At 67.3% G+C, this 23,813-nt stretch carries 26 protein-coding genes; 13 read left to right on the plus strand and 13 right to left on the minus strand.

From position 1 onward, the window contains the following. Nucleotides 1–11: 11 nt before the first annotated feature. On the minus strand, nt 12–302 hold the full coding sequence (locus H6717_00525) for a GIY-YIG nuclease family protein (GenBank protein MCB9575496.1): 291 nt from the start codon (nt 300–302) through the stop codon (nt 12–14). Then, complete coding sequence (locus H6717_00530; protein MCB9575497.1) at nt 302–1,204, minus strand: formylglycine-generating enzyme family protein; 903 nt, start codon at nt 1,202–1,204, stop codon at nt 302–304. The genes H6717_00525 and H6717_00530 overlap by 1 nt, the downstream gene beginning before the upstream one ends. Nucleotides 1,205–1,298: 94 nt before the next feature. Here H6717_00530 and gltA point away from each other — a divergent pair, with 94 nt between their 5' ends. Together gltA and H6717_00540 are read left to right on the plus strand one after the other, a co-directional pair. Then, complete coding sequence (gene gltA, locus H6717_00535; GenBank protein MCB9575498.1) at nt 1,299–4,277, plus strand: NADPH-dependent glutamate synthase; 2,979 nt, start codon at nt 1,299–1,301, stop codon at nt 4,275–4,277. A gap of 15 nt (nt 4,278–4,292) precedes the next feature. Further along, entirely contained in the window at nt 4,293–4,832 is a 540-nt protein-coding gene (locus tag H6717_00540) for a DUF615 domain-containing protein (protein ID MCB9575499.1), read from the plus strand. A 37-nt stretch (nt 4,833–4,869) separates the two neighbouring features. On the opposite strand, the gene H6717_00545 is transcribed toward H6717_00540, so the two are convergent. Genes H6717_00545 through H6717_00555 form a run of 3 tightly spaced genes read right to left on the minus strand, consistent with a single transcriptional unit; the run spans nt 4,870 to nt 7,949 of the window. Next, nucleotides 4,870–6,144 carry a hypothetical protein gene (locus H6717_00545; GenBank protein ID MCB9575500.1) on the minus strand — a complete coding sequence of 425 codons (1,275 nt, stop codon included), beginning with the start codon at nt 6,142–6,144 and terminating at the stop codon, nt 4,870–4,872. Nucleotides 6,145–6,191: 47 nt separating this feature from the next. Beyond that, nucleotides 6,192–7,097 (minus strand): hypothetical protein, encoded by a 906-nt coding sequence (locus H6717_00550; protein ID MCB9575501.1) that lies wholly within the window; start codon nt 7,095–7,097, stop codon nt 6,192–6,194. A gap of 33 nt (nt 7,098–7,130) precedes the next feature. Further along, nucleotides 7,131–7,949: a bile acid:sodium symporter family protein gene (locus H6717_00555; GenBank protein MCB9575502.1), complete on the minus strand. Its 819-nt coding sequence runs from the start codon at nt 7,947–7,949 to the stop codon at nt 7,131–7,133. Nucleotides 7,950–8,124: 175 nt separating this feature from the next. Here H6717_00555 and H6717_00560 point away from each other — a divergent pair, with 175 nt between their 5' ends. From H6717_00560 to H6717_00570, 3 genes are all read left to right on the plus strand, one after another. Then, complete coding sequence (locus H6717_00560) at nt 8,125–8,538, plus strand: hypothetical protein (GenBank protein ID MCB9575503.1); 414 nt, start codon at nt 8,125–8,127, stop codon at nt 8,536–8,538. Nucleotides 8,539–8,617: 79 nt separating this feature from the next. Next, on the plus strand, nt 8,618–9,115 hold the full coding sequence (locus tag H6717_00565; GenBank protein ID MCB9575504.1) for a hypothetical protein: 498 nt from the start codon (nt 8,618–8,620) through the stop codon (nt 9,113–9,115). A gap of 8 nt (nt 9,116–9,123) precedes the next feature. After that, nucleotides 9,124–9,519 (plus strand): VOC family protein, encoded by a 396-nt coding sequence (locus H6717_00570; protein MCB9575505.1) that lies wholly within the window; start codon nt 9,124–9,126, stop codon nt 9,517–9,519. Nucleotide 9,520: 1 nt separating this feature from the next. Here H6717_00570 and H6717_00575 read toward each other — a convergent pair whose 3' ends face one another. The 3 genes from H6717_00575 to H6717_00585 form a co-directional block, all read right to left on the minus strand. Beyond that, nucleotides 9,521–10,222, minus strand: coding sequence for a hypothetical protein (locus tag H6717_00575; GenBank protein ID MCB9575506.1), 702 nt, complete (start codon nt 10,220–10,222; stop codon nt 9,521–9,523). A gap of 119 nt (nt 10,223–10,341) precedes the next feature. Further along, entirely contained in the window at nt 10,342–11,238 is an 897-nt protein-coding gene (locus H6717_00580; GenBank protein ID MCB9575507.1) for an extensin family protein, read from the minus strand. Nucleotides 11,239–11,242: 4 nt separating this feature from the next. Beyond that, nucleotides 11,243–11,899: a class I SAM-dependent methyltransferase gene (locus tag H6717_00585; protein MCB9575508.1), complete on the minus strand. Its 657-nt coding sequence runs from the start codon at nt 11,897–11,899 to the stop codon at nt 11,243–11,245. Between the two features lie 135 nt (nt 11,900–12,034). On the opposite strand from H6717_00585, the gene H6717_00590 reads away from it, so the two are divergent. From H6717_00590 to H6717_00600, 3 genes are all read left to right on the plus strand, one after another. Continuing rightward, on the plus strand, nt 12,035–12,688 hold the full coding sequence (locus H6717_00590) for a hypothetical protein (GenBank protein ID MCB9575509.1): 654 nt from the start codon (nt 12,035–12,037) through the stop codon (nt 12,686–12,688). Nucleotides 12,689–12,842: 154 nt separating this feature from the next. After that, complete coding sequence (locus H6717_00595; protein ID MCB9575510.1) at nt 12,843–13,847, plus strand: hypothetical protein; 1,005 nt, start codon at nt 12,843–12,845, stop codon at nt 13,845–13,847. Further along, entirely contained in the window at nt 13,844–15,373 is a 1,530-nt protein-coding gene (locus tag H6717_00600) for a hypothetical protein (GenBank protein MCB9575511.1), read from the plus strand. The genes H6717_00595 and H6717_00600 overlap by 4 nt, the downstream gene beginning before the upstream one ends. Here the strand turns inward: H6717_00600 and H6717_00605 are convergent, their stop codons facing one another. Both H6717_00605 and H6717_00610 read right to left on the minus strand, forming a co-directional pair. Beyond that, nucleotides 15,374–16,228, minus strand: coding sequence for a phosphatase PAP2 family protein (locus H6717_00605; protein MCB9575512.1), 855 nt, complete (start codon nt 16,226–16,228; stop codon nt 15,374–15,376). Between the two features lie 26 nt (nt 16,229–16,254). Next, the gene (locus H6717_00610; protein MCB9575513.1) at nt 16,255–17,829 is read right to left on the minus strand and encodes a VWA domain-containing protein; all 1,575 of its coding nucleotides are present in this window, start codon (nt 17,827–17,829) and stop codon (nt 16,255–16,257) included. A gap of 252 nt (nt 17,830–18,081) precedes the next feature. On the opposite strand from H6717_00610, the gene H6717_00615 reads away from it, so the two are divergent. Both H6717_00615 and H6717_00620 read left to right on the plus strand, forming a co-directional pair. Further along, nucleotides 18,082–18,540 (plus strand): periplasmic heavy metal sensor, encoded by a 459-nt coding sequence (locus H6717_00615; protein MCB9575514.1) that lies wholly within the window; start codon nt 18,082–18,084, stop codon nt 18,538–18,540. 83 nt (nt 18,541–18,623) lie between these two features. After that, on the plus strand, nt 18,624–19,880 hold the full coding sequence (locus H6717_00620) for a hypothetical protein (GenBank protein MCB9575515.1): 1,257 nt from the start codon (nt 18,624–18,626) through the stop codon (nt 19,878–19,880). 1 nt (nt 19,881) lies between these two features. On the opposite strand, the gene H6717_00625 is transcribed toward H6717_00620, so the two are convergent. Then, a complete protein-coding gene (locus H6717_00625; GenBank protein MCB9575516.1) occupies nt 19,882–20,304 on the minus strand; it encodes a hypothetical protein in 423 nt (140 codons plus the stop codon). A gap of 135 nt (nt 20,305–20,439) precedes the next feature. Here H6717_00625 and H6717_00630 point away from each other — a divergent pair, with 135 nt between their 5' ends. Next, on the plus strand, nt 20,440–21,267 hold the full coding sequence (locus H6717_00630; GenBank protein MCB9575517.1) for an aldo/keto reductase: 828 nt from the start codon (nt 20,440–20,442) through the stop codon (nt 21,265–21,267). 1 nt (nt 21,268) lies between these two features. Beyond that, nucleotides 21,269–21,481: a hypothetical protein gene (locus H6717_00635; protein ID MCB9575518.1), complete on the plus strand. Its 213-nt coding sequence runs from the start codon at nt 21,269–21,271 to the stop codon at nt 21,479–21,481. Between the two features lie 2 nt (nt 21,482–21,483). Here H6717_00635 and H6717_00640 read toward each other — a convergent pair whose 3' ends face one another. Beyond that, complete coding sequence (locus H6717_00640) at nt 21,484–21,960, minus strand: DNA starvation/stationary phase protection protein (protein ID MCB9575519.1); 477 nt, start codon at nt 21,958–21,960, stop codon at nt 21,484–21,486. Between the two features lie 35 nt (nt 21,961–21,995). Then, a complete protein-coding gene (locus tag H6717_00645; GenBank protein MCB9575520.1) occupies nt 21,996–22,409 on the minus strand; it encodes a transcriptional repressor in 414 nt (137 codons plus the stop codon). 160 nt (nt 22,410–22,569) lie between these two features. On the opposite strand from H6717_00645, the gene H6717_00650 reads away from it, so the two are divergent. Beyond that, nucleotides 22,570–23,808, plus strand: coding sequence for a hypothetical protein (locus H6717_00650; GenBank protein ID MCB9575521.1), 1,239 nt, complete (start codon nt 22,570–22,572; stop codon nt 23,806–23,808). Nucleotides 23,809–23,813 lie beyond the last annotated feature (5 nt).

Genomic DNA, 23,813 nt, shown 5'->3' on the forward strand with positions numbered 1-23,813 from the left:
AGAGTACGCGATTAGCACTCTTGACGCGATAGCTCGCGAGCGAAAGCGCTCAAGCGGCGCCCCTGCGTGAGCCGCAGCTTTTCCGCTCGAGACAGGCGCTTCACGGCGTGCTCCAGCCGCAGCGCTTCCCCCTTGGACCGGCAGCGGCGCGTAGCGCACACCGTGAGCGGGCCTCGGCCGCGAGTGTAGCGGGCGCCCTTGCCGGCGTTGTGGAGGGCGATGCGCTCTTTTACGTCCACCGCGACGCCAGTGTATAGCGTGTCGTCGCTGCAGCGGGCTATGTAGACGAACCAATAGTCCATCACGGGGCGCAGCAGCGGAATCCGTAGATGTCGTTCTTGGTGTCGCGATCGTTCGCGTTCGGGTTTTCGCAGGTGAGGTCCGTCTCGCCGTTGAACCAGTACGAGCCTCCGCGCACTCGGCACTGGTCTTGAGCGCCGCTGTCGGTCTGGCAGGAGTCTTCCCACTCCCACACGTTGCCGCTCATGTCGAAGATGCCCGGGGTGCCACCCTCGCAGCCCTCGAGCTCTCCCGCGTCCAGTGCATGCCCCGCCGCGTAGTCCACGCCGTTGCAGGTCGCGGGTGCGTACACGTTGCCGTACGGGTACTTCTTGAACCCGCTCGAAGAGCACGCCCCCATCCACTGGCTCTTGAACGGATCGCTCACGTCCGCGTAAGCGTTCGCTCCTCCACCGATCTTGCCGCACAGGCGCTTGCCGGCCCACAGGCAGTAGGCGTAGGCATCGCACCAATCCACGTACACCACGGGTCGGTTCGGCTGCGCTGCATTCGGCCAGCTGGAGCTGGGCACGAAGCTCGAGTTGAAGGCACAGGCGGCGGGTTGGCCGGACGTTTCGGGACTCTGGTCGAGGAACTCGGCGTACTGCGCGTTGGTGACCTCGGTGCTGTCGATGCAGTAGCCGCCCACGCTGACCATCGTGGGACCCTTGCCGCTCGGGCAGGGCGTCGACCCGCCGGCCCCGCCGGCCTCCGCCCCCGCACTACCGCCGGCATCGGCGCCGGCACTGCCGCCTCCGGCGTCCACCCCCGCGCTCCCTCCGGCGCCGGCGACACCTCCGGTCCCGGCATCCACGCCTACCGCGCCTGCTCCGCCGAGACCACCGGTGCCCTTTCCGGTGTCGTCGTCCGTCGCTGCACAGCCCAGCACAAGCAGAGCCGAGAACGTGAAGAGCGCGCTTCGCATGGCGCGGGGATTAGAGCACATGACGCCCGTGGGTTGCTCGTGCCCCCACCGGCCCCGTAGCTTTTGGCATTCTCCAACCCCCGGTGGTGACGCGGTGTACCAAATCGTCCGGCACGAGCAGTTCTCCGATTCCACGTTCCTGTGGGAAGTGTTCGCGCCGGACGTTGCGCGCGCTGCCCAGCCTGGCCAGTTCGTGATGCTGCGGCTGCACGAAGGTGGGGAGCGTATCCCGCTGACCATCGCGGATTTCGATCGGGGGCGCGGCACCATCACCATGGTGATCCAGGCGCTGGGCCGCTCCACGCACGAGATGCTGGACAAGTATCGGCAGGGCAGCTGGTTTCTGGACTTCGTCGGACCGCTGGGTATCGCCAGTCACGTCGGTGAGCCGGGGCACGTGGTGCTCGTGGGCGGCGGCTTGGGCGTCGCGCCCATCTTTCCGCAGGCGCGAGCCTTCAAGGAGGCGGGCTACCGCGTCACTTCCATCATCGGCTTCCGCAGCCAGCCGCTGGTGTTCTGGGAACAGCGCTTCCGTGAGATCAGCGACGAGGTCATCGTGTGCACGGACGACGGCAGCTACGGGCGCCCGGGCTTCGTGACGGAGGCTCTGGCCGAGGTGATCACGCGTGATCCGGCGCCCGATCAGGTCATTGCCATTGGTCCGTTGCCGATGATGCGGGCCTGCGCCGACGTGACGCGCCCCGCCGGAGTCCACACCGTGGTGAGCCTGAACGCCATCATGGTCGATGGCACCGGCATGTGTGGCTCCTGCCGTGTGACCGTCGGTGGGGACATCCGTTTCGCCTGTGTGGATGGACCGGACTTCGACGCCCACGCCGTGGATTTCGACGAGCTCATGGTGCGTCAGCGTCGTTTCAAGTCCCAAGAGACGCGCGCTCAAACGGACTACGACCACGTCTGCAACCTGGAGCTCCAGCTGTTCCAAGAAGGCAAACGGAACTACAAGAAGATCAAGGCGATCCCGGCGACGGCGACGCCCATGCCCACGCGCGACGCCCTGGAGCGCTCGCAGTCTTTTGCGGAGGTGAACCTGGGTTACGGTCAAGACGACGCGCTGCTAGAGGCCGAGCGCTGCATCCAGTGCGTACGCCCCACCTGCGTCGCCGGCTGTCCCGTCGGGATCGACATTCCCCGCTTCATCCGCCACGTCTTGGTGCGAGACCTTCCCGGCGCGCTCTCGGTGATCCACGAGAGCAACCTGTTTCCGTCCATCTGCGGTCGCGTGTGCCCGCAGGAGAGCCAGTGTGAGGCGCAGTGCATCCTGCACAAGAAGATGGAGCCCGTCGCGATTGGTCGCCTCGAGCGCTTCGTGGGGGATCACGCGCCCGAGCCCATCCCGGAGCCGGTGGCGAGAAACTCCGCGCTCGGAAAGGTTGCCATCGTGGGCTCCGGACCTTCTGGGTTGGCCTGCGCGGGGGATCTCGCGCGCCAGGGCATCGAGGTGGTGGTGTACGAAGCGCTGCACGTCGTTGGCGGAGTGCTGCGCTACGGCATTCCGAGCTTTCGCCTACCGCGGGAATCGATCCAGAAGGAGATCCGCTCCCTCGAGCAGCTGGGGGTTCGCTTCGAGGTGAACAAGGTCGTGGGTAAGACCTTCACCTTGGAACAGCTCCTGGGCGAGATGGGCTTTTCGGCGGTGTTCGTCGGAACGGGCGCTGGCTATCCGATGTTCCTCGGCTTGCCGGGGGAGTCCGCGGGGCAGGTGCTGAGCGCGAACGAGTTTCTCACCCGCGTGAACTTGATGGGCGGCGACTCCTTCCCGCATCGAGACACGCCGGTGGAGCTGGGGGGCGACGTCGTCGTGATCGGTGCCGGCAACACGGCGATGGATTGCCTGCGTGTGGCCAAGCGCTTGGGCGCCAAGAACGTGCGCTGCGTCTATCGCCGCACGGAAGCTGAAGCGCCCGCGCGGATCGAGGAGCTCCGGCACGCCCGAGAAGAGGGCATCGAATTCTCGTTCCTCCACGGACCCACCGAGATCCTCTTGGACGCCGATCAGAACGTGCGTGCGGTTCGCTGTCAGCGCATGGAGCTCGGCGAGCCCGACGACTCCGGTCGCCGCCGGCCGGTCCCGGTCGAAGGGGAGATCACGGAGTTTCCGGCCCAGACGGTGATCTACGCCCTGGGCACCCGCGCCAATCCCATCGTTCCTCGTTCCGCCAAGGACCTGGCCCTCAACAAGTGGGGCTACATCGAGGCGGATCCGGTGAGCCAGGCCACGAGCATCCCCGGGGTGTTCGCCGGAGGGGACATCGTGACCGGAGGCGCCACCGTGATCCTCGCGCTGGGGGCGGGCCGGCGCGCCGCTCGGCACATGACGGCCTTCTTGCGCGACAAGCAGTGGCCCCCCGTCGCCACGGACGGCAGCCAGGACGAGCATCCAGTGGGCGAAGGCAAGTGTCCGCGCTGCCATGGCGCCATCGAGCCCGGGGATCCGTACGTCTGCTGCGCCGGGGAGACCATCGTGTGGCAGTGCTTGGACTGTCACAAGGTGTACGAGGGCTTCGCCTTCCCCTACGGCCTATGCTCCGCCTGTGGGGGCAAGCTCACGCGAGAGCTCGAGGCCGGCCATTCCGACGACGGCACCCGTCAGGCCGTGCGCGAGGCCATGGAGGTGGAGCTCGGAGGCCTGTCCTTCTACCAGCGTGGCGCGGAGACCTCTCGAGATCCCGAGCTGAAGGACCTCTTCGCTCGTTTGGCGGCGATGGAGCAGGAGCACCTGGGCCTCTTGGCCGCGCGCTATCACATTGCGCCCCTCGAGCTGGGCGCAGCGGATCTGGGTCCTCAGACGGCCGCGCTGTACGCGGGCTTCGATGGTCCCGTGGACGGCACGCTGGAGCTCTTGGAAGTGGCCGTGAAGCTGGAGCAGCGGGCACGGGACTTCTTCGCCGCGCGCTCCGCCGGCCTCACCCGCGGGAGCACCGTGTGGCGCATGTATCGGGAGCTGGAAGCGGAGGAGCACGAGCACGTCGCCCTGCTGCAGACGGAGCTCGAGCGCCGCCGCGCGGGGCTTTCGGGGCTGCTCGGAGTCGCCGGTCCGCCCGCGATGTGACAGAGTGCGCCTCGGATGCGCAAGCTTCACGAGATCGCCGCCGATCAGGACGAGGACCTCACCTCCCGCAGCGACATCAAGCGCGCGCGCAAGGTGAAGGAGGAAGCCCTCGCGCGGCTCGCCAAGGAGCTCGTGGGTCTCGGTGAGCGCACACTGGCCAAGCTGGAGCTACCGGAGGACGTGCTCGACCCCGTGGTGGACGCGCAGCGCATCCAAAGCCCCATCGCGCTGGAGCGCCAGCTGCGCGTCGTGCGTCGTGCCTTGCGGGACGCGAGCTGGCCGGAGATCCGTACCCGCCTCGATCATCTCTTGGAGCACGGGACGCTGCCCAAGGAGCGAGCAGCGAGCGGCGGCACTCACGAGCGGGAATGGGTGGTCCGTTTGATGGGCGAGGGTCAGCGCGCGCTGGAAGAGCTCATCGCCGATCACCCCACGGCGGATCGCAAGCATTTGCGCCAACTGATCCGCAACGTGCAGACCAGCAACGTGCAGCGCAAGAAGCGGGCGGAAGAGAAGCTGGCGGCTGCGGTCCGCTTCCTCCTCGACCACGGTTGATCGTCTTCTGTTGTTGGTCCGCCGCGGAAACCACGCGTCAGAAACAGGGGGGTGGTTTGCAGGAACAGTAATTGCCGGCGCACTGACCACCGGCGCACGGGCACTGGCCCTGGAGGCCACAGCTGGCCGAGCATTGCACTTGGCCGCCGCAGCCATCCGACGCGGTGCCGGCGCACTGGTTCGAGGGGCACGGGTTCGTGTTGGGCACGCAGCTGCAGGTTCCGTTCACGCAGGTGTTGGGCGCGGAGCAGGTACCGCAGTTGAGGGTGCCGCCGCAGCCGTTCGAGATCGTCCCGCAGCTCTTGCCCTGGGCGGCGCAGGTGGTCGGCACGCAGGTGCAGACACCGCCGCTGCACACGTCCGGCGCAGAGCACGTGCCGCAGTTCAGGGTCCCGCCGCAGGCGTCGGAGATGGATCCGCAGTTCTTGCCCTGGGCGGCGCAGGTGGTCTTGGTGCAGCCGCAGACGTTGGCCGTGCCACCGCCGCCGCAGGTGTCCGGGGCCGTGCAGCTGCCGCAGTTCAGCGTCTTGCCGCAGCCGTCGGAGATGGTGCCGCAGTTCTTGCCCTTGGCGGCGCACGTGGTCGGTGTGCAGGGGGCCGTGCCGCACTTGTTCGCGCCGCCGCCGCCGCACACTTCGTTCCCGGTGCAGGTGCCGCAGTTGGTGGTTCCGCCGCAGCCGTCGGAGATGGTGCCACAGTCCGCGCCCACGTCCGCGCAGGTGGTCTTGGTGCAGCCGCACTGGTTGTTGGTGCAGATTTCCGGAAGCTGACAGGTGCCGCACACGATGTTGTTGCCGCAGCCGTCGGAGATGGTGCCGCAGGCAGCGCCCTGGTCCGCACACGTCTTGGGCGTACAGCCGCAGGCGTTGTCCGCGCCGCCACCGCCGCAGGTCTCGGGCGCCGTGCAGGTGCCGCAGTCGAGGATCGTGCCGCAACCGTCCGAGATGGCTCCGCAGGTGGCGGCCAGCTCCTTGCACGTGCGCGGTACGCAGGGCGTGCTTCCGCACTTGTTGGGTCCGTCGCCGCCGCAGAACAGACTGGCGTCGCAGGCGCCGCAATCCAGAACGCCGCCGCAACCATCGGGAATGTCGCCGCACTCGGCGCCCTGTGCAGCGCACGTCTTCGGGGTGCAGCTGCTTGCGTCGCTGCCGCTGTCACTCTGGGTGCTGGAATCCGGAATCGTGCCGGCGTCCATGGAGGCTTTGCCGCCCTTGAGGTCGTCGAGGGAAGTGAGGCTGCACGACGCGGCGCTGACGATGGTCCAAGCGGCCGCCAAGCCCATCGCCAGCACGCCCTTCGAGATCCGGCCCATGTTTCAATGCTACGCGGGCGCCGCCACGGAGGCCAGGTGGATCGCCGTCAGGGTCCCGACGATTGCCCGGAGCACAGTGAGGCCGAGGCGATCTGATCCACCACGCAGATCCCGCTCTTGCAGCGGCTCGACGCGCACTCCGTGGCCTCGCCGCAGGCCGCTCCGTTGGCCTTGGCAGCCTGACACGTGCCGTTCGCGTCGCAGTACGAGCTCTCGGGGCACTGATAGCCACCGCCGCAGGGCTCGCCGACCTTCGGCGTGGCCACGCAAACGCTGCCGTCGCAGTAGGCGCCGGCCACGCAGCCCTCGTAGCTGCAGGGTTCACCGATGGCCGGCAGCGGCTTGCAGGTCCCGTTGCAATACAGACCGTCGTTCGTGTAGCAGGCCGCGGTGCCGGACCCGGAGCTGGTCCCGCCGGTGCACCCCGAGCTCGTGCCGTGCTCCGTACACGTCATGCTGCACGCGTCTCCGGCCGTGCCGCGCGGCTCGGTCACGCACGCCCCCTGGTCGCAGTAGGCGTTTCCGCCGGCAGGCGCGGCGCATTCGACGCTCTTCTGGCAGGCGGCGCCCGCGGGGAGCTTGCCCACCAGCACCAAATCGCACTGCTCCAGGCCGTCCAGATCCACGGCCCCGCACGAGCGCACCAGATCCGAGATCGCTGCGACGCATTTGCCCGCGGCCACGGCGTCGTAGTCGACATTGGGATTGCCGAGCGCGTAGCTGGCGGACAGATCGGAGTTTCCGAGCGCCTTGCACGCGGCTGGATCGTAGGGAAACCCAGCGCTCTGGCAGCACGGGCCGACGTTGTCGCAGACGGCGCTCACCACTCGCTCGACGAACTGATCCGCCGGCACTGGCTGTGCGCCGTCGCTTGTGGTGGATCCGCTACACCCGGATCCCAGGGCCACACCCAACAGACCGACCGAGGCAAAAAGAACGGAGTTCCGAAGCATGCACTACCTCCGAGCCAGCTGACCAAGCAATGGTCATACCGGTCGGCGTGACCAGTAGCTGGAGAGCGTGAGTCCGGACACCAAGTGCCACACCCCCCACCACGCCGCCACGATGGCCATGCCACCCAGCCCGTGGAAATAGCTGAAGATGAGCACCAACCCGAGGGCCGAGTTCTGTATCCCGACCTCGATCGAGATCGCCCGGGCGTCGTAGCGCGAAGCGCGCAGCAGTCGTGCCGAGCCGTACCCCAAGCTCAGGCCGAGCGCGTTGTGAGCGGCCACGGCGAGCGCCACGTAGCCCACGTAGTGCAGGAAGTAGGTCCAGTTCGCCGCCAACGCGCCGACGATGAACAGGCTGAAGGCCACCAGCGAGAAGATCTTCATGGGCCGCCTCAGTCGCTCGGCCCAGCGTGGGCGTCGCGACGCCACGGCCATCCCCAGCAGCAGCGGGATGCCGAGGATCATGAAGACGGTGAGCAACAGTGAAATCGGATCGAGGTGAACCTCCTCCAGCACGGCCCGGGTGGACGGGTGCAGCGCTCCCCAGAACGAGAGATTCAGGGGGGTCATCACGATGGCCAGCACGGTAGAGACCGCCGTCATGCTCACCGACAGCGCCGCATTTCCCTTGGCGTGATGGGTGAAGAAGTTGCTCATGTTGCCGCCCGGGCACGCGGCGACCAAGATCATGCCCAGCGCGACGCTGGGTCGCGGCGAGATGACGCGAGTGAGCAGGAACGTGAAGGCAGGCAACAGCAGGAACTGCGCCGTCAGGCCAATCAGCGGCCCCTTGGGGCTCCTGAGCACGCGCCGGAAGTCTTCCCCCCGGATGTCGAGGGCGACCCCGAACATCACGAAGCCCAGCACCACGTTCAGCGCCACCAGGCTGCTCGGACTGAAGTTCAATCGGACTTGATCGATGTCCAAACCGGCTCCCGCACGCTCCACCGTAGACCGACCCCGCGCGCCGACCAAGGCTTCGCGACTTTTCGTGATCGCAGCGGCTCGCCGCGGCCATGGGGAGGGGATGGCATCCGTGCTGCTGCGCCTGCTCGCCGCCTCCTTGGCGTTCACGCTCACGGGTTGCACCGCCGGGCTCGGCGCCGGAGCCGCCGTGGTGGTCGGCGGCGCGGGGGTCTTCGCCTTCGATTGTTCGGACCACGTGGTGCTTTCGGTGCGCGATCACTCGGGCGCGGAGCGCTGCGGCGTGCCGCTGATTGCCCGGCAGGGAGATCGCGAGCGCTCGCTCCATAGCTGCGAGCAGTCCCCGCTGGCGGAAGGCACGTGGACCGTGACCGCGGCGCCCGGCTCCGGCTACGTGCTGAAAGAGCAAGTGACGTTGCCGCACCGCGACGGGTGCGACCGCGTCGTGTACAGCGTGGAGCTGACGGAAAGCGCCGAGCGAAACTTCAGCGCGACGGCAGCTGGCCGCAGCTGGTGAGCGCGCGGTTCCGCGCCGCCGCGACAAACCCAACAAAAGATCGTGATGGGTGGAGATAGCTGTGCTCTAGATTCGCCTCATGAAGTGGCTCGGCGTGGTGGCTCTTCCGCTGTTGGTGGTGGCATGCGGCAGCTCGGATGACTCCTCGGGTGGTGGCAGCGGCGGCCACCCATCGGACGGAGGCTCGACGGACACGGGAGCGGACGTCGTCGCGGACACGTCCCCGCTGCTGGAGGCGGGGGATGCTCCCATCGTGGACGTGCTGGTGAAGCCGGACGTGGAAGACGCGGGCGCGTGCACGCTGACCAAGCCCTATTCCAGTCAGAATGCTGCCTGCAACGCGTGTGCGGAGCAGCACTGCTGCTCACAGGTCAATGCCTGCACCGCCGATGCAGAGTGCGACGACAGCTACGTGAACTGCATCTTGGCCTGCGCGCTGCTTCCTGAAGACGGCGGCGCAGATGCGGGCATCGATCCATGTCTGGCGGACTGCGAAAGCCAGTATCCGAAGGGCAAGGCGGAGTTCGACGCGGCCATCGGCTGCGCCGACACGCAGTGCAGCGTCGAGTGCCAATAGGAGGAGCCATGATCGACCACATGAGCATTCGCGTTTCCGACTACGAAAAGAGCAAGGCCTTCTACGTTTCTGCGTTGGCGCCGCTCGGCTACGTGGTGGTGATGGAATTTCACCGTACGGAGATCCCGAGCCTGCCCACGGCGCACGTGCTTGGCCTCGGTGCCGGCGGAAAACCCGATTTCTGGCTGAGCCCCGCGGACGGTCCGGTGCAGCCCACGCATGTCGCGTTTCGCGCGGATGACCGCAGGACGGTGGACGCGTTCTACGAGGCTGCCAGCGCGGCGGGCGGCAAGGACAACGGCAAGCCCGGCCTCCGCGAGATGTACCACCCGAGCTACTACGGCGCGTTCGTGCTCGATCCCGACGGCTACAACATCGAAGCCGTGTGTCACACGCCGGAGTAGATCACTTCTGCACGGCGGCGCAGCCGAGGAACGCGCCGCCGCCGCAGGCACAGTCGCACGGCTCCTTGCCCGGGCATTGGTAGTCGCACTCGCACAAGCAAGTGTCGGTCAGGGCTTGGCAGTCGCTGCGGTCGAAGCACTCGCAGGCGTCCAAGCCGTCGCACGGGGGCAGGGTGCAGTTCGCCGTGCTCACGCTCCAGGTGCCGCCGTCGCACTGTGCGACGACGTGGGGCGAACCGTCAGAGCACTTGGCGTAGGTGCAATATTGATACGGGCTGGCGCAGGGATCGCTCGAGCCGCACGCGGTGCCGGCCACGGGGGGATCGTAGGGACAAGGATCCGGCGGCGGCGGGTTGCAGCTGCTGGCGTAGGCCTGCCACTTGTCGTCGACGCAGCTGGCTTGCCACGCGGGGCAGCACACCCCCTGGTCGTAGCTGCAGATCATTCCGCTTGCGCCCTTGCAGCTGTCACCGTTCGTCGGGAACGATGCCGGGCACTGGGGCGAGTTGCCGCCGGTGCCGCCGCTACCGCTCACGGCGCCGAAGCCGCCGCTGTTGCCGGACCCTCCAGAGCCGCTGACGGCGCCCGAACCCCCGGTGTTTCCGGAGCCTCCAGTGCCGCCGTCGCTCGCGGTGCTGCCGCCGCAGGCGGCCAAGGCGGAGGCGACGGTGACGACGAACGGAACGCTGAGCTTACGCGACAAGGGGTGCTCCTTCGATGCGGCACAGGCTGTGCCAGAAACGACTTCTCGATCCGGGGGTGGACGCCTCCTGGCGCCTCCTCGGGCCCATCCAGCCGAAGCTTCAGCAACCTCCGTACCATTCAGTGGACGATGACGGCGGTATCGCCCCGCTTGATGTCCAGGTGCAGATGATTGCGGTGCGCTGCGTTGAAGCCGGGCGTGAGCAGATGATGGAACACGCCGGCCCGCGCCAGGTCGCACACGATGTCGTGCAGGGCCACCGTTTCGGGCGTCGGCGCTTCGGGCTGGCTCTCTGCACCACACGCCTTGTCCCCCACCGTGCCGTGCCAATCCCGCTCCACGGACAGCTCGCGGCCGTCCGCCAGCGTCATGCTGAAGACGTCCATCGCCAAGCCGTAGGCGTGCTGACTCTTGGCGTGCTTGCCGGGTAGGTGAGCTTTCGGGCGATAGAAGTTGTCGACCCGCACCGACGCCACGTCGTGGCGCGTGAGCACCGCTGCCATGTCCACGAGCGTCAGCGCCAAGCGACAATCGAGAATGCCATAGGGGCTCTTGCCGCCGGGTGCCACGAAGCGCACGCCCCCGATCTTTCCAGTGATGCGTCGCGGATTGGCGACCCCCGGCGTTGCGCGACGAGCTCGACCCACGGCCAGCTTCTGCTTGGCGAGCTCCGCGCGACAGGCGGCCGGCGACAGATTCGCCCAACGATGTGCCGGCGTCTTGGCTGCCGGAGGCGGATTCACCAAGTCCTGGAACGCGTAGTGCTCGGGCTCCGGCTCGGGAGCTTCGGGCGCGGCTTCGGCGTCGGCCACACCCGCGTCCTGTCCATGTTCATCTGGGGGTTGGTCCGCCGCGGGCTCATCGGGGACGGTCGGTGCGTCCTCTCGCGGCGCGGGCACGGGTGTGGGCTCGCTCGCCCGCAGCAAGGTGGACGGCTCACGGTGCTGCTCGGCAGCAGCGCAGCCACTGGCGCTCGCGACCAGGACGGCGAGCGCGCTCACGATCAACGCACGCACGACCCTACGTGCTCGCCGGGCCTTGGGCGGAGGGTCCGCCTTCATCCCGCCGCGTGGACGGCTGCGCGGGGACCGTGCGCTTTTCCGCGACGCACAGCCAGGCTGCGGCAGGGCTTGGATTGTGCGCGCGAAACCACGTCGCCCGCAGCTCTTTGAGCGCCAGGGTCGGCTCCACCGCGGTGGCGATGTCACGCACCGAGCGACGCGGGGGCCCATGCTCGCGGTCCCTGCCCTCGGTGCTGCCGATCAACGAGAGCCACACTCCGCCCGGCGACAGACAGCTCGCTACACGCTTCGCGAAGGCGGCGCGCTCCGACGCTTCGTCGAAGATGTGAAAGCAACCACGGTCGAACACCAGGTCGAAGGGGCCGTCGTGGATCTCGTCGTTCAGGAAGTCGAGGCAGCGAAACGAAACGGAGCCGCCGGCGTGCTCCGCCTTCGCCTTCTCGATGGCGAGGGGCGAGAGGTCCACGCCCAACACGGAGAACCCGCGCTGCGCCAGCCAGCGCGCGTTGGTGCCCGTGCCGCAGCCCACCTCGAGGGCGCGCCCCGGGCGCGCGAGCCCGGTGCTCACGGCCTGCTCCAGATGCTCATCCACCACGCCCACGTCCCAGGGGGTGTCTCCCGAGCGATAGCGTTCGTCCCACATCCCTTGGCTCATGGCCGCCACATGTAGCAAAGCGGCATCGGAGCGCCAGGTCGCTGCGCCAATGTCGGCGGGAAACCTACCTCGACCCGCATGTTTGCCGAGGTTGTGGGATGGTAAGCTGGTGATCCTCGTGCGGCGGAGGTGCTCGTGATGCGTGTTGGCAAGACTCTGGGTTTGCTCGGTCTCTCACTCGTGATGCTGCTGGGCTGCAGCAGTGAGGATTCGGGCAGCGGTGGTCAAGGGGCGACGGGCGGTGGCGGCGCCACGGGGGGTGGCAGTTCGACGGGGGGCGCTTCGAGCGGTGGCAGCAGCGCCACCGGTGGAAGCGGCAACACGGGCAACACCAGCTCGGGGGAGCCTGCAGCGCTGGCCGGTATCACCCAGCTGCACAACGCAGCGCGGGCCACCGAAGGCCTGTCGCCATTGACCTGGGACCCCGCCCTCGCGGCCATCGCTCAAGCCTGGGCGGACAGCTGCGTGGACAACGAAGCGCCCACGGGGCTCATCGATCACAACCAAGGCCGCAGCGACAACTACCCGGGCTACGTGGGCGAGAACATCTACGGCTCGAGCGGCAAGGCCACTGCCGAGGGCGCTGTCTCCTCCTGGATGAGCGAGAAGGCGGACTACGACATCAGCACCGGCCAATGCGCGAGCGTGTGCGGCCACTACACCCAGGTGATGTGGTCGACGACGACGAAGCTCGGCTGCGGCATCTCGAATTGCGCCGGGCTGAAGTACGCGAACAGCATCGTGTGCGACTACGCGCCGGGCGGTAACACCGGCGGCAAGCCGTTCTGACGCCGTAGCGCGAGGTCGGGGCGCGACGGGGATCGCGCCGGACCGACATGATCTCGGTCCCGGGGCGGCTTTCCCGAAGGGCTCGGCTGTGCTAAGCGGCTGCGCACATTTCCGTACACTTGCTCGGGAGCACGGTGCGGAGGGGATGAAAGCCATGAATTACCGACATTTGCGTTGGCCAGTGGTGGTCTTTGGGCTGGCTCTGGGCGTGGGATTCAGCGCCTGCGCAGGCACGGAGACGCCCTCGGAGTCGGGGCAGCAGGCCCAGGCGGCGACCCGCCTGCCGGATCGCTTCGAGCGCACGCTGCCTTGGGGCGAGGCGGACGACGAGCTCGGCCTCCGGCCAGCGGTTGCCGAGAGCATCGCCTACGGGCCGAACGCGGTGGCCGTGACCACGCACGGCGTGCTGCTGCTCGATCGCCTGAAGCAGCGAGTGGTGATGGTGGACGACGCGCACGCGCTCCGCACCGTGGCAAAGGTCAGTGAGGACAACGAAGATCTGGTGGCGGGCACCGACGGCGCGTTCGTGGCCTACAGCCCCGTGCGGGCGCGCGCGAGCTTCTACGACGCGAACGGCGCTCCGGCGGGGGAGCTGTCGATCCCGCGGGCGCTGACGAACGGCGTGCGGCTCTCGCTCGGCATCTCGCGCAGGCTATCGCTGGTCACGGGCTACCAAGAGCAGATCGCCATCGGCAGTCCGGCGGCGCCGATGGCACTTTCGGTTTCGCTCGCGGCGAAGCGTGAAGGCGCCCACGTGCTCGCCGATGGTCGCGGCGTCGTGGTTCGCGTGGAAGATGGCGCGGGCACCCTGGAGGTCGTGTCGCAGCCCACGGAACAGGAGCGGAGCGCGGTCGTCGGCAGTGTCGCGCTTCCCGGCAGCATGACCGCGGCGCGGGTCGTTGGCGGCGACGCCAGCACGGTTTGCCTGCGCACGGAACAGGTCGCCTTCGGGGCGAAGCTCTCGGTCAGCCGGCGCGCGCTGTGCGTGAGCACGAAGAGCTGGAAGGTGGTGCTGGATCAGGCGTTGCCCGCGGTGGGGCTGTACGTGCCGCGCACGGAGGTCGCCTACGGTGACGGCCATCTCGCGGTCATTCGCCCGACCGAGGCGGGGCTCGAGGTTTCGGCTGTGCGCGTCGTCCGCACGGAGGTGTCGCAATGAAGGCGCTCCGAGCGGCCCTCTTGGGCCTGGGCGTGCTGTCCTTGGGCGGCACCGCCCTCGGCATCACACGCACCGAAGCCATCGTGCGAGCCAAGGCGTTCTCGTTCCACCCCTGGACCGCCACGGCGGCGAACCAGACGGCCTCGTGCAACGGCGCCTACAAGAGCGTCAACTCGCCGGGGGACTACATGGGGCTGCCCTACGACTGGGGTGGCTACATGTCGCTGTTCGAGTTCGATCAGCAGATCAAGGCGGGCTACGGCGCGGGCTCCTATCCCGCGGACGGCATTCTGGATTGCACCAGCGGGCTGGATTGCTCCGGGTTCGTCAGCCAGGCGTGGAAGTCGGGCCACATCACCACCAGCACGGCGGACACCGTTTCCAGCGCCATTGCGCTGTCCGAGATGCTCCCGGGAGACATCTTCAACGACGCCGGCAACCACATGGCGATGTACAGCCACAAGTTGGGGAACGGGGACCCGGTGCTGTACGAGTCCGTGTTCTACAACGTGCATCTGAGCATGCCCGGGTGGTCTTGGGTGAACGGCTTCGTGCCGCGGCGTTACCAGAACATCACCGGAACGTCCGCCGCCACGCCGGACGGAACGCTGGCGGATCCCGTCAAGATCGGCAGCTTCCCGTTCACGGATTCCCGCAGCACGCAGAGCTCCATGAGCGACGTACTGGACGGGTGCGGCACGGCGCCCAACACGGACGAGAGCGGCCCCGAGGTGGTGTACCAGGTGACGCTGACCCAGCCCGGTCAGCTCACCGTCAGCGTGCAGGACGACGTGGGCGTGGACATCGACGTGCACCTGTACACGTCCGCGAACACCAACGACTGCGTGGCGCGCGCCGACAGCACCTTCACGGAAGCCGTGGATTGCGGCACTTACTACGTTGTCGCGGACACCTGGACCACGCTCGCGGGGAACTACACCCTCACGGTGGACTTCGCACCCGCTTCAGGTCAGGCCTGCGGTTCTGGCCCGCCCAAGTACGACTTCAAGGGTGCCCCCGGCACGCCCTGCGCGTACCCGGGAAACCAGACGCTGCCGTTCTGCAACCCGAACCTGGGTGCGGACACCTGCCTGTACACTTCGAGCTCGAGCTTCTGCTCCATGCCGTGTGGATCCGCGTCGGACTGCGGCGCCCTGCCCGGCGCGTGCTGCGCGGACATCGGTAGCGGGGAGAAGTACTGCTTGCCCGCGGCTCAGTGCGGCGCGGCGCCGGGGGACGCCGGCGTGACGCCCAAACCGGACGCGGGCGGCGATCCGACGGACGCGGGTGTGGGCGGAAGCGGCGCCACCACCGGCACCGGCGGTGCGGGCGGGGGCAGCGCGGGGACCATGCCCGGCACCGGCAGCTACGGCGGGCTCAATGCCGGCGGCGCAGGGAACGCCGCGCCGGCTTCGCAGGGCTCGGACAGCGGCGGCTGCAGCACTGCGCCGCGGAAGAGCGGCCCCGCGGGGTGGCTGTTTGTGGGGCTCGGTCTCGCCCTCGCGTTGCTCCGACGCCGGCGCTGATCACAGCCTTCCGAGCCACTCCACACCGAGCGTCTCGCCCGCCACCCACGGAACCACGATCGAGCTCTCCGTGGGTGTGGGCAGGGGCGTGCGGTAGTGGAGCAGCGTCGGCATCAGCCACCCCGAACCGAGACCCAGCGCGGCACCCGACAGCACGTCGGACAAATAGTGTCGCGATGAGACGATACGAGACGTCCCCACCCAGGTGGCGACGCCCAGGCCCAGAGCGCAGGTCAGGGGATCGGCAACGCTGCCGTAGATGTCCAGGTTCAGGTGGTGCGCGCAGCCGAGCCCCGCGCCGGTGAAGGCGATGATGGTGTGGCCGCTGAGGAAGCTCTGGCTCTGGGCCTCGAGCTGGTCGCAATCCTTGTCGAAGCTCGGATCGCCCGCGCAGTGCTCCAGGAACGGGCGCTTTCTTCCCACGAGCTTCTGGGTGCCTACGGAGATGGTGCCGCTGATGGCGAAGGCCTGGGCGTCGATGAGCAGCATCTGCGCTGCCGCGTCCGGGCTCTGGTGGGCGGCCCCCACGCCCACGGTGGCATCCAGCACGGGGAACGCCATCAGAGAGTAGAACCCCGCGTCGCCGACGGCGACGGCGCCGTCCCGGGCGGAACGCGACCCGAGGGTGGCAGCGTCCGTCACGGCCTCGTCGAACAGCACGCCGCCGCTCGGCCCGTTCAGGTTCTGTTCCAGGAACAGGATTTCCGCGGTCAGGGTCGCGGCGAAGGCGCCGGTGGTGACGTACTCCGCGGGGCGAAAGCGAGGATGATCCCAGCGCACGGGCTCCGCTCGGGCGGCGGTGGTGGAGAGCACGAGGAAGAAGAGCAGCTTCAGCTTCATGGTCGATGCGGCCACGGCGGCGCGGCTGCATCATTCCATAGTCAGTACTGGAGCAGCGCCTTTTCCAGCAGTGCTTGGATCTCCGTGAGCTCGGGGTCGGTGCCGCCGGCGTTCGCGCTCTTCACCGCGTCCAGAGCTGCCTGCAGGCGAGACTTGGACGGCTGCTTCAACGCTTCGGCGTAGGCCACGATGGCGGAGCCCTTGGCCAGGTACAGCGGCGTTGCGCCCAGCAGATCGGCGAAAGTGGTCGTCTTTTGCACCTGCTTGGACTGGTGCGTGTCCGGTGTTTCCCAGCTCACCACCAGCTCGATGGGATCGGCGTCCGCGACCACGTCGGGCGAGCAGGCTCGCACCACCTGGTTGAAGACCATGGCATCGTTCGGCGCCAAGTGCTGAGGCTCCACTTCCTTCGGGTCCGTGGAGTACTCCTCGCCGTGGAACACCTCGATGTTCATGTACCAGGGCATCCGCAGCTGGACTTGCACGGCCCGGGCTGCCACGTCCATCACCTCGTCGAAACGTTGGCCGAACATGCGGCTCACCTCGGCTGACTCGTCGAGGTACACGTAGGCGCCGCGGCCCGCGTCCGTGACGGCGTTCATCAGCGTGTCGTTCACGCCGGTGCCCACGCCCACGCCTACCAGGTACACGCCGTCGCCGTCGTTCAGCGCGGCGCCCTTGGCGATGATTTCCTTGTCCGTCACGCCGGCGTTGGCCTGGCCATCGCTGATCAACACCACGCGATTGAGCTGCCCGGCGACGAAGTTCTTTTGCGCCAGCGCGTAGCCGGCGCTGAGCCCACCGTTGAGGTCGGTCCCGCCGCCCGCCGAGATCTGGTTCGCCATGTCCATGACTGCGGGATCGTTCGGACCACCGACGCCATAGGAGTCGAGGACCACGGCATTGCTCGTGTTCCAGGTGACGGCGCTCACCTTGTCTCCCGCTTGCAGCTGGCCGGCGATGGCCTTGACCGTCTCGCGCTCGAGCTGGATGGGCGAGCCGCCCATGGATCCCGAGGTGTCCAGCACGAAGGTGATGTTGACGGGGCGGCGCGGTTTCACCGCGGCCGGCGAAACGACGCCGACCTGCAGCTCGAAGGCGCCGGGCGCGCTGCCTTGAGCGAGCTCGGGAACGATGCTCAGGGTGCCCGCCGGCGCCGACGGGTAGCCGACGTTGTAGTAGTTCAAGAACTCGTAGGTGCGGATCAGGCTGGCCGGCACCGTCTGACCGTTCTCGATCAGACTGCGAGCGATCACCGGAGAGGCCATGGAGTTCGAGTCGTCGGAGGACAGATAGAAGACGGCGTCCTTGCTGTCGTCGAGGCCGTCGCAGGTCAGGCCGGCGTCCGCGGCGTCAGGGCCTGCATCCGCTCCTGGCCTGGGCGGCGCCCCCGCAGCACCGCCCGCTGCGTAGCCTCCCGCGCTGCCCCCCGAGCCGCTGTTGCCGACGGCGCCTGCTCCGCCGTAAGCGCCGCCGCCACCGTAGCCTCCCGTACCAGAGCTCACCGCGGGATCTCCCGTCGGCATTCCGCCGCCGGCTGCGTCGTTGCTGGAAGAGCATGCCGCGATCCAGACGAAGGTGAGGGTCAGCGTGCCCAGGGCGAGGTGCAGGCGCATGATCGCCCTTTCAGCATGGAGCGTGCCAGCGCTCCGATCGGCGAGCTTTTGGTGGGGACGACGACGGCGCTGGCGGCGTTCGGATCGTGCTGGCACGGCCTGGCACATCCTGGCGCGCTTCACACTTCTTCACCTTGACACTGTGGCGCTCGGCTTCATTCTGGTGGCGTTGCGCGGCATTTGGGCCCGCAACGAGAGCCCGCTGGCGGCACGAGCCCCAGCGCGAGGAGACACAACATGATGCACTTTGGAATGCCCCGATTTTTCGGGGGGCACGAAGGCATGGGCCATTGCCATGCCGCAGGGCACTTTGGTCGTGGCGGCGGACCTCACGGTCATGGGGGCGGGCCCGGCCGCGGTCCCTTTGGTCACGGCGGCGGAGCGCGCCGTCCGCTCCGGTTCTTGGTCCACAAGCTGGAGCTCGACGAGCGACAGGCTTCCCAGATCGCCAAGATCTTGGAGGCGCTGAAGATCGAACGCGCTCAGGCGGAGGTCGACGACCGCCGCGCCACGGCCTCCTTCGCGGACGCGATAGAGGGCGAGGCGTTCGACGCTGCCGCAGCGGAAGCTGCCGCTCAGCGGCGAGGCGAAACCGCAGCGCGCGTGGCGGCCGCGGTGCAGAAGGCCCTGTCGGAGATGCACGCCGTGCTGCACGGTGAGCAACGCGAGATCCTTGCGTTTCTCATTCGGAGCGGCGCTCTGGGGATCTGAGATCGGGAAACGCGCCGCGTCTCTTTGGAGGCGCGGCGCGTTTGCGCATCGGACGGACGCGGGGGCGTGGTACTCCCGCCGCCATGCCGTTCACCAGGCTGAAGCTCGTGTTGGCCGCGCTCGCGGCCGTTCCCGCCTGCGCGCCCCACTGTCCCCAATGTCCACCACCGGTGGTGAGCCCCGCGCCCGTCTCGGCCGCGCCGCCCGTGGCGCCGACGGCAGAACGCGAAAAGCTCGCGGTGCTGCCGATCGACGATGACGAGCTGTTCCGGCTGGAGCGCGGTGCGCTGCAGCGCGAGCTCTCGGCACGTGTCGCGGAGCTGCTCCCGGCGTACGAGGTCCTTCCGGTCGCGGAGGTGAACGCCGCGCTGATCGGGAAGTCGCAGTCTGGGGCGCGCTGTGCGTTTCAAGGCGTGGCGCCGGAGCGCAGGGTGCGGGATCGCGGCTGGACCTCCGCAGCATTGATCGAGATCGGAGGCCTCGAGGGCAAACCTCCGGAGCTGTGGCTGGAGCTCGGGAACGGCCCCAACGTGCGCCACGAGCTGGCCGCGGAATGGAAGCGCGCTCTCCCCCGCATGGAGCGCTATCGCGCTGCCTTCGCTGCCTTTCACTCGCTGCCAGCGAACGCCGGCGTCCTGGGGGGGCTCGCCGCCTCTGGTGACTCCAAGGGCGCGGTGAAACAGGGAGCGATCACCCTCTGCGAAGAGAAGTCGTTCTTCGAGTGTAGCGAGACCACGGCAGAGTGGAAGGACGCCGCCCCGGAGCTCGAGAAGTGCTTTGCCGGAGTGGACCAAGAGCGCGACAAGTTGCTGCTGGAGGGGTCACGCTGCGAGGTCGTCAATCTGAACGACACCAGTGGCGCGCGGGGCAAGACCGAAGCTTGCGTGTGCGGCGTCCTTGGCCGGTCCAAGGCGGCGTCCCGTGCAGGGCGCCGGAAACTCACCGTAAGCTATCTCTCGCCCGACATTGCCGGCAAGCCTCAGCCCGCGCTGCGCGTGATCGACGTAACCGGTGGGCTCGACTCCCAAAAGGACTGGGTTTCGCAGAAGTACGATGAAGGCGGCAAGACGCGCTATCGATCGTGGCAGCGTCTCGGCGTCGACAATCTCGACGCCGCGGCGCCCGCCCTCGCCCGTTGCAGCTTCGAGCCGGGCGCCGTGGTCACGGCGGAGCTCGCGGTGACGGGTGCGGGCACCGTCGCGCGCACCATTGTCACCAGCGGCGCCAAGACCAAGGCGCAGGCAACCTGCGTGGAGAACGCCTTCGGCCAGGCGGAGCTGGATTGCCCGTCCGGTGATTCCGGAGCGACGCTCCGAGTGTTGCTCCGCTATCCAAGGTAACTCAGGTGTCGTGCACCTTGCAGCTCAAGGCGAGATAGGCGCGGTAGGCACCGTTGGGAACGGTGAGGGTCACGCCTTGCACGTCCCGGAGCACGTCCGACTCGCTCCGTGCGGGGCCATCCGTGTAGCTGCAGGTAGTGGATAGTTGCACCACGGCGGCGCCCATCGAGCACTTCAGCGTCAGCGTTCCTTTGGTACGGCCGCCCTCGGGAGTCGTGGCTTCCGGCTTGCCGTACTCGCATTTCCAGGCGCCGCGGGGCAGCGGCACCTTGCCTCCCGAAGCGGCGAGCTTGAGCGGTTTCAGCGCTGCACCATTCTCCGAGAAGGCCAGGCCGAACTCGATGCCCGGCTTCTCTCCGGCTTGGCCTGCGCTGGCCACCAGAAGCGCTGCGATACCCAGGACAAGGGAAATGCGATGAGCCATGGGTGCATCGTATCGCAGATTTGACCGATCAAGGACGCCTCGGCGTGGCATTGGATCCCGGGTGATCCCCCGTCAAACGGCCATTGTTCGGGTGGCGCAATCGTTGCTCTCCGTTCCATCCAGGAAAGGAGAGCCATGGAGTTCGTAGACGTTTCGAACGTGAGGATCCCCGCACTGGGATTCGGAACCTGGCAGATCACGGGAGCGGCCTGCCGCAGCGCTGTTGCCGCAGCGCTGGAGATTGGATATCGGCACATCGACACCGCGCAGATGTACGAGAACGAAGCGGAGGTGGGGCTCGCTCTGTCGCAAAGCGGCATTCAGAGGGAAAAGCTGTGGGTCACGACCAAGCTGGCACGCCTGAAGCCGGAGAAGGTGCTGTCCTCCACTCGCGAGAGCCTTCGGAGGCTGAACACTGACTACCTGGATCTGCTCTTGATTCACTGGCCCGACCCGGAGATCCCGCTATCGGAGACTCTTGGCGCCATGCAAGAGCTGGTGAAGAGGGGCGAAGTGCGCCACATCGGAGTGAGCAACTTCACTCCGAAGCTGGTGGCGGAAGCTTTGGCGCAAGCCCCAATCATCTGCAACCAGGTCGAGTGTCACCCGTTCCTGAATCAGGCGGCTTTGAGGCAGATCGCGGTTCAGTCACACACTGCCTTGGTGGCGTACGCGCCGTTGGCGCGCGGAAAAGTCGGTCGCGACCAGACGCTGCTGGACATCGGCCGGGCCCACGACAAGTCCCCGCATCAGGTCGCGCTGCGCTGGCTGCTCGACAAGAAGAACGTCGTCGCCATCCCGAAGGCGCAGCTGCGAGAGCACGCCGAGGCGAACTTCGGCATCTTCGACCTTCAGCTCACGGCTGAGGAGACGCGACGCATCGACGGCTTGAACCGAAGTGAGCGTCTCATCGACCCCAGCTGGGCACCGAACTGGGGCGAGCGACCCCGCGTCGAGGCGTGAGATGTCCCATCAGAAGATAGATGATCTTCCGGAGCCCGCGCGCTCCAAGGCGCTACACGTAGCCCAGCAACTCCGCAATGCCGGCTACTCGCTCGTCACCGCGGAGCTCCTCGCGGTTCGCGAGGTCGAGAACGAGGTACTGGAACGCATACCGGCGGCCACTCACGAGTCCGTGATCGAAGTGACCGCCGTCTGCGTATCGACCAAACGCTGACCTCACTCCTCCAACAAGCTGCGCAGCATCCACGCGGTCTTTTCGTGGACCTGCAGGCGCTGCGTCGCGAGATCCGCCGTCGCCTGGTCATTGGTGGCATCCGCGACGTTCAGCACCTGCCGAGCGGTGCGCACGACGGTCTCGTGGCCTTCCACCAAGAGCTTCACCATTTCCGTAGCCTTGGGCACGCCATCGGTCTCCTTCACCGACGAGAGGCGGGCGAAGGCAGAGTAGCTACCGGGCGCGGGATGACCGAGAGCACGGATACGCTCCGCGACGGCATCCACCGCCAAAGCGAGCTCGTTGTAGTGCATCTCGAACATCGTGTGCAGCGTCTGGAACATCGGGCCGGTGACGTTCCAGTGGAAGTTGTGGGTCTTGAGGTAAAGGGTGTAGCTGTCCGCGAGAAGCTTGGACAGCTCCAGGGCCAACCGTTCGCGGTCCTCTGCCTTGATGCCGATGTCGATCTTAACGGTCATTTCGTTTTCCTCCAGCAGGGATACCAGCGGCGTCGTCAAGCGCGGCGCTTCTTCTTGGATTGAGAGCCCCGTAGCACCACCTGATACTCGCGCACGTCGAACCCCTCGAGCTGATTGACATTCGACACTTCAAGCGCGTCCCACGGGATATCCGAGATGACGCCCGTCTCGTCGTCGATGAAGTGGTGGTGGGCGGACGTGTTGGGATCGAACACCACGCGGCCCTCGGTAAGCGCTACCTGACGCAGGAGTCCCTTCGCCACCAAGAGGTTGAGCGTGTTGTAGATGGTCGCGCGAGAAATGTGGGGGAAGTGCTCGCGAACCCGGTTCCAGACCTCGTCCGCCGAGGGGTGCTGATTGGTGTCGAGAACGTACTGAGCCACTGCCACGCGCTGAGCCGAGGGTTGGATTCCATGCGCGTTGAGCAGAGCGGGGATGTCGACGGTCACGTGGTTAAACGTAGTCCAAGATTAGACGTTGTCAAACTTGGCTAATTGAAAGCGACTTGCAAGAGACGCCGAAGTGCATGCGATAAGTCGCCGATACATGCGGAGCAGTACGACATAAATGAAATTGAAAATCATTTTCATTTAGTCTAGGGTCCGCTTCATGACTTGCCGGCCCGCGCTCCTGGCAGCGCTGCTGCTTCTTTCCCTGGGCCTGGGCGCCTGCGGGTCGGACGACGACAGCGCGCCTGCGACGCCGCCCACGCTCTCCGTCGACAGCTTCGATGTCCCCATCGCCGACCTTCCCCCAGCCCTGCAAGCGGCATTCGACGATGGGGACATTGCTTTCAGCACGCCGCTCCGAGAAGCTGATGGGCTCGGCCCGGTGTACACGCGCTCTGCTTGTGATTCGTGTCACGCGGAGGGGCTTCGCGGACCCGGGCTCGTGCAGAAGATGTCGGTGGTGAACGCGGACGGCGTCACCGCCAGCAGCGACCAATCCTCGCTCGGGTTTGGCCACACCGTGCACCCTCTCGTGAGCGGGGGCGGAAGCACTCCCGTACTTCCGCCGGACGATCCCAGCGTACTGGTGACCACCCGCCTCGGTCCGCCCATTCTGGGGCGCGGTTACATGGAGGCCGTGCTCGACAGCGAGATCGAGCGTGTCGAGAAAGAGCAGTCGCAGCGGACGGACGGCATCTCCGGGCGCATCAACCGCACCGCCTACCAATCCGCGGCCAGCGCGGCGCCGGAGTTCGATCCCTTCGAGAAGGGGGACGTCGTCATTGGACGCTTCGGGCTGAAGGCGCGCATCGCGACGCTGGACGACTTCGTGGCGGACGCGTTCCAGGGCGACATGGGGATCACGAGCCCGATGCGCCCTGACGAGGTGCCGAACCCCGACGGGCTCACGGACGACGCCAAGCCGGGCCTCGACGTCGGGCACGCGAGTATCCAATCCCGGGCCATGTACGTCCGACTGCTCGAGATTCCGCGGCGGACCGACAACAAAAAGGGACAAGAGCTGTTCGAGCAGACGAACTGCTCCGTGTGTCACGTGGCGACGCTCCGGACCCGCAGCGACTATCCCGTGGCGCTGCTCGCGGGCATCGACGCGCCGGTGTACACCGACTTCCTGCTCCACGACATGGGAAGCGAGCTGGCCGACGGCCTGCCCGTGGGCGTGGATGGTGACGCGAACGGCTTCGAGTGGCGCACGGCGCCGCTCATCGGCCTGCGCTTCGATCGCACCTTCATGCACGACGGCCGCGCCCACAGCGTGGAGCAGGCCATCGTGATGCATCGGGGTCCCGGCTCCGAGGCAAACGGCTCCATCGATCTCTTCGATGCGCTCTCGGCGGCGGATCGAGATGCGCTGATTCAATTCGTCGAATCCCTCTGACACAG

This window comes from Polyangiaceae bacterium (assembly GCA_020633235.1).
Classification (GTDB): domain Bacteria; phylum Myxococcota_A; class Polyangia; order Polyangiales; family Polyangiaceae; genus JACKEA01.

Coding starts and splice junctions, on each gene's coding strand:
- H6717_00525 (MCB9575496.1), bottom strand. CDS start 302: ATGGACTATTGGTTCGTCTACATAGCCCGCTGCAGCGACGACACGCTA.
- H6717_00530 (MCB9575497.1), bottom strand. CDS start 1,204: ATGCGAAGCGCGCTCTTCACGTTCTCGGCTCTGCTTGTGCTGGGCTGT.
- H6717_00540 (MCB9575499.1), top strand. CDS start 4,293: ATGCGCAAGCTTCACGAGATCGCCGCCGATCAGGACGAGGACCTCACC.
- H6717_00545 (MCB9575500.1), bottom strand. CDS start 6,144: ATGGGCCGGATCTCGAAGGGCGTGCTGGCGATGGGCTTGGCGGCCGCT.
- H6717_00550 (MCB9575501.1), bottom strand. CDS start 7,097: ATGCTTCGGAACTCCGTTCTTTTTGCCTCGGTCGGTCTGTTGGGTGTG.
- H6717_00555 (MCB9575502.1), bottom strand. CDS start 7,949: ATGTTCGGGGTCGCCCTCGACATCCGGGGGGAAGACTTCCGGCGCGTG.
- H6717_00560 (MCB9575503.1), top strand. CDS start 8,125: ATGGCATCCGTGCTGCTGCGCCTGCTCGCCGCCTCCTTGGCGTTCACG.
- H6717_00565 (MCB9575504.1), top strand. CDS start 8,618: ATGAAGTGGCTCGGCGTGGTGGCTCTTCCGCTGTTGGTGGTGGCATGC.
- H6717_00570 (MCB9575505.1), top strand. CDS start 9,124: ATGATCGACCACATGAGCATTCGCGTTTCCGACTACGAAAAGAGCAAG.
- H6717_00585 (MCB9575508.1), bottom strand. CDS start 11,899: ATGAGCCAAGGGATGTGGGACGAACGCTATCGCTCGGGAGACACCCCC.
- H6717_00595 (MCB9575510.1), top strand. CDS start 12,843: ATGAATTACCGACATTTGCGTTGGCCAGTGGTGGTCTTTGGGCTGGCT.
- H6717_00600 (MCB9575511.1), top strand. CDS start 13,844: ATGAAGGCGCTCCGAGCGGCCCTCTTGGGCCTGGGCGTGCTGTCCTTG.
- H6717_00610 (MCB9575513.1), bottom strand. CDS start 17,829: ATGCGCCTGCACCTCGCCCTGGGCACGCTGACCCTCACCTTCGTCTGG.
- H6717_00615 (MCB9575514.1), top strand. CDS start 18,082: ATGCCCCGATTTTTCGGGGGGCACGAAGGCATGGGCCATTGCCATGCC.
- H6717_00620 (MCB9575515.1), top strand. CDS start 18,624: ATGCCGTTCACCAGGCTGAAGCTCGTGTTGGCCGCGCTCGCGGCCGTT.
- H6717_00625 (MCB9575516.1), bottom strand. CDS start 20,304: ATGGCTCATCGCATTTCCCTTGTCCTGGGTATCGCAGCGCTTCTGGTG.
- H6717_00630 (MCB9575517.1), top strand. CDS start 20,440: ATGGAGTTCGTAGACGTTTCGAACGTGAGGATCCCCGCACTGGGATTC.
- H6717_00635 (MCB9575518.1), top strand. CDS start 21,269: ATGTCCCATCAGAAGATAGATGATCTTCCGGAGCCCGCGCGCTCCAAG.
- H6717_00640 (MCB9575519.1), bottom strand. CDS start 21,960: ATGACCGTTAAGATCGACATCGGCATCAAGGCAGAGGACCGCGAACGG.
- H6717_00650 (MCB9575521.1), top strand. CDS start 22,570: ATGACTTGCCGGCCCGCGCTCCTGGCAGCGCTGCTGCTTCTTTCCCTG.